This window comes from Chitinophaga sp. S165, from assembly GCF_003182155.1.
In the GTDB taxonomy this organism is placed as follows: Bacteria; Bacteroidota; Bacteroidia; order Chitinophagales; family Chitinophagaceae; genus Chitinophaga.
Map to the genome: position 1 here is coordinate 1 of NZ_QGTG01000024.1, position 2,648 is coordinate 2,648.

Sequence of the window (2,648 nt, forward strand, 5' to 3'; positions counted from 1 at the left end):
TGTGTATTACGCTTGATGTTGACCACCCCTAACGCTCATCTTGACCACCTATTTCCGGATTCGCTCATATTAACAATTGATAATCAACCTGAATCACTGGTCAATATGCCGGAACGACATAAATTTAATTAACGCAGATGGTCAATATGCCGGAACGGCATGTTGACCACCTCTAGTTCCTCCAGGATTGTTTGCTTTGGGGTACAAAACCCCACGGAAGATGGCCGGAGAAACTATCAGCATGACTAAACTAAAACAGATCTTTTTGCATCGCAGGAACGGCATGGCCCTGGAAGCCATTGCCCGCGTAATGAACATCTCTCGAAACACTGTCAAAAAGTATATTCGCTTAGCAGAGCAGAAAGGCTTGGAATTGGAACAGCTGGCAGCAATGGAGGAACATGATCTAGAAAAGATATTTGCGGAGCCAACGTCGGTTGGGAAATCGCGCTTCCAAGACCTGGAGGGAATGTTTGGTTGGATGGAGCAGGAGTTGAAGCGAACCGGTGTTACGCGATGGCTGCTATGGGCGGAATACAAGTCCCGTTATCCGGATGGATACGCTTACACACAGTTCTGCGATTATTACAGGCACTGGTTAGAACATCGCTCCGCAACCATGCATTTTGATCACACGCCTGCGGACAAAGCCTATATTGACTTTACTGGTAAGAGATTGCAGGTGGTTGATAGAGACGGAGGGGAAGTACGAGAGGTTGAGATATATGTCTGCATATTAGGATTTAGCCAATTAACCTACGTAGAGGCATTGAATAGCCAGCGCAAAGAGGATTTCCTGCAAGCAACAGCCAACTCATTAAAATACTTTGGGGGTGTGCCCAAAGCCCTTGTTACAGACAATTTGAAGTCTGCCGTGACTGAACCGGATAATTATGAACCGGAAATCAACGAAAGCTTCCTCGAATTTGGTAATCATTATCAGACAACTATTTACCCGACCCGCAGCAGAAAGCCTAAGGATAAAGCCCTGGTAGAAAGCGCGGTTAACATCGTCTATAAACGCATATTCGCTCCGTTAAGGGATAAGATATTCTTCGAACTGCATGAGTTGAATATTGCCATACTGGAGCTATTAAATAAGCATAATAATGAAATGCTTCACAAGGAACCATTTAGTAGAAGACAAAAGTTCGATCAGCATGAAGCAGCTTTGCTCCAGCCATTACCTACAACCCCGTACCAGCTTCGGAAGTATAAGATAGCAAAAGTCATGAAGAATAGCCATATACAGCTGGAAAAGCATTATTACAGTGTTCCATATCGCTTTATTGGCAAAGAGGTCAAAGCCATTTACACGCGTGATCAGGTACATATATTTATCAATAACGAGAGGATTGCCTTCCATATCCGGGGATACAAGCCGTTTGGCTATACAACAGATCAGAATCATCTTCCTTCCAGCCACCAGTTTGTTGCTGATTGGAAGCCTGAAAAATTTCTATCCTGGGCTGATAGCATTAGCCCACAGGTTAGGAATTACATAGAAACGATCCTGCAGCAGAAGAAATATCCGGAACAAGCCTATCGCAGCTGTGTTGGGATTTTATCCCTTGCAAAGAAGGCGGGCAAAGAACGTCTGATAAAAGCGATAGAACGGGCCAGCTTTTACCAGATATATAACTATAAAACTGTCAAGAAGATCCTTGATGGAGGGTTGGAAATGTTATTCGAGCCAGACAGTGATCAAAGTGAGGCCTCATTGCCCCAGCACACTAACATAAGAGGAAAAGAACACTATCAGTAATCACCTTGTAAAACACCATACTATGCAAGAAGTAATCAAGCAAAAATTAGGTCAAATGAAGCTGCATGGCATGAACCAGGCATATTCAGCAGTCTTATCCAATACTCGTTCTGAATCCATCACTCACGATGAGCTTATACACATACTCGTGCAGGCTGAGTGGGAAGACAGAGAAGGCAGAAAGATTGGCCGATCTTTAAGGAATGCGCGGTTCCGCTATCAGGCCTCCATTGAAGAAATTGATTTTACGAAAGGTCGAAATCTGGACAAGACCCAGTTATTGCGATTAGCGGAATGTATCTTTATAAAGAAAAAGGAGGACCTCCTCATAACCGGTGCATCTGGTGTAGGCAAGAGCTTCGTCGCTTCAGCCTTGGGGCATCAAGGCTGCCAGTTAGGCTATCGTGTTTTATATTTTAATACCCAGAAACTATTCTCTCGCTTGAAGACGGCTAAGGGCGACGGTTCATATAACAAAGAAGTTAGTCGAATAGAGAAATATGATCTTTTAATATTAGATGACTTTGCCTTGCAACCTTTAGACAATTACAACCGTAATACACTTATGGAAATTATTGAAGACCGACATGGGTGTAAATCAACCATAATTGCCTCTCAATTGCCTGTCAGTATGTGGTATGATGTGATTGGAGAAAGCACGATTGCAGATGCGATACTAGACCGGTTGGTTCATAAAGCACACAGAATAGAATTACAAGGAGAATCTATGAGGAAACTGAAAAGTAACTAGTCCGATTTTACCTATTTTTGTTTTAAATAATACATCTTCCACAAAAAGTATGGAAGGCCTGCCTTCGGCAGGAATTAAGTTTTGTCGGTGGTCAAGATACCGTTCCGCTGGTCAGCATCTCCGGAATACACA

2 protein-coding genes are annotated in these 2,648 nt (G+C 43.2%); both read left to right on the plus strand.

The window, feature by feature from the left end; all coding sequences use genetic code 11:
• The first annotated feature begins 220 nt into the window (after positions 1-220).
• A complete protein-coding gene (gene istA, locus C7475_RS32615; RefSeq protein ID WP_110057632.1) occupies positions 221-1,765 on the plus strand; it encodes an IS21 family transposase in 1,545 nt (514 codons plus the stop codon).
• 22 nt (positions 1,766-1,787) lie between these two features.
• Complete coding sequence (gene istB / locus C7475_RS32620) at positions 1,788-2,516, plus strand: IS21-like element helper ATPase IstB (protein ID WP_110057633.1); 729 nt, start codon at positions 1,788-1,790, stop codon at positions 2,514-2,516.
• Positions 2,517-2,648: the final 132 nt, after the last annotated feature.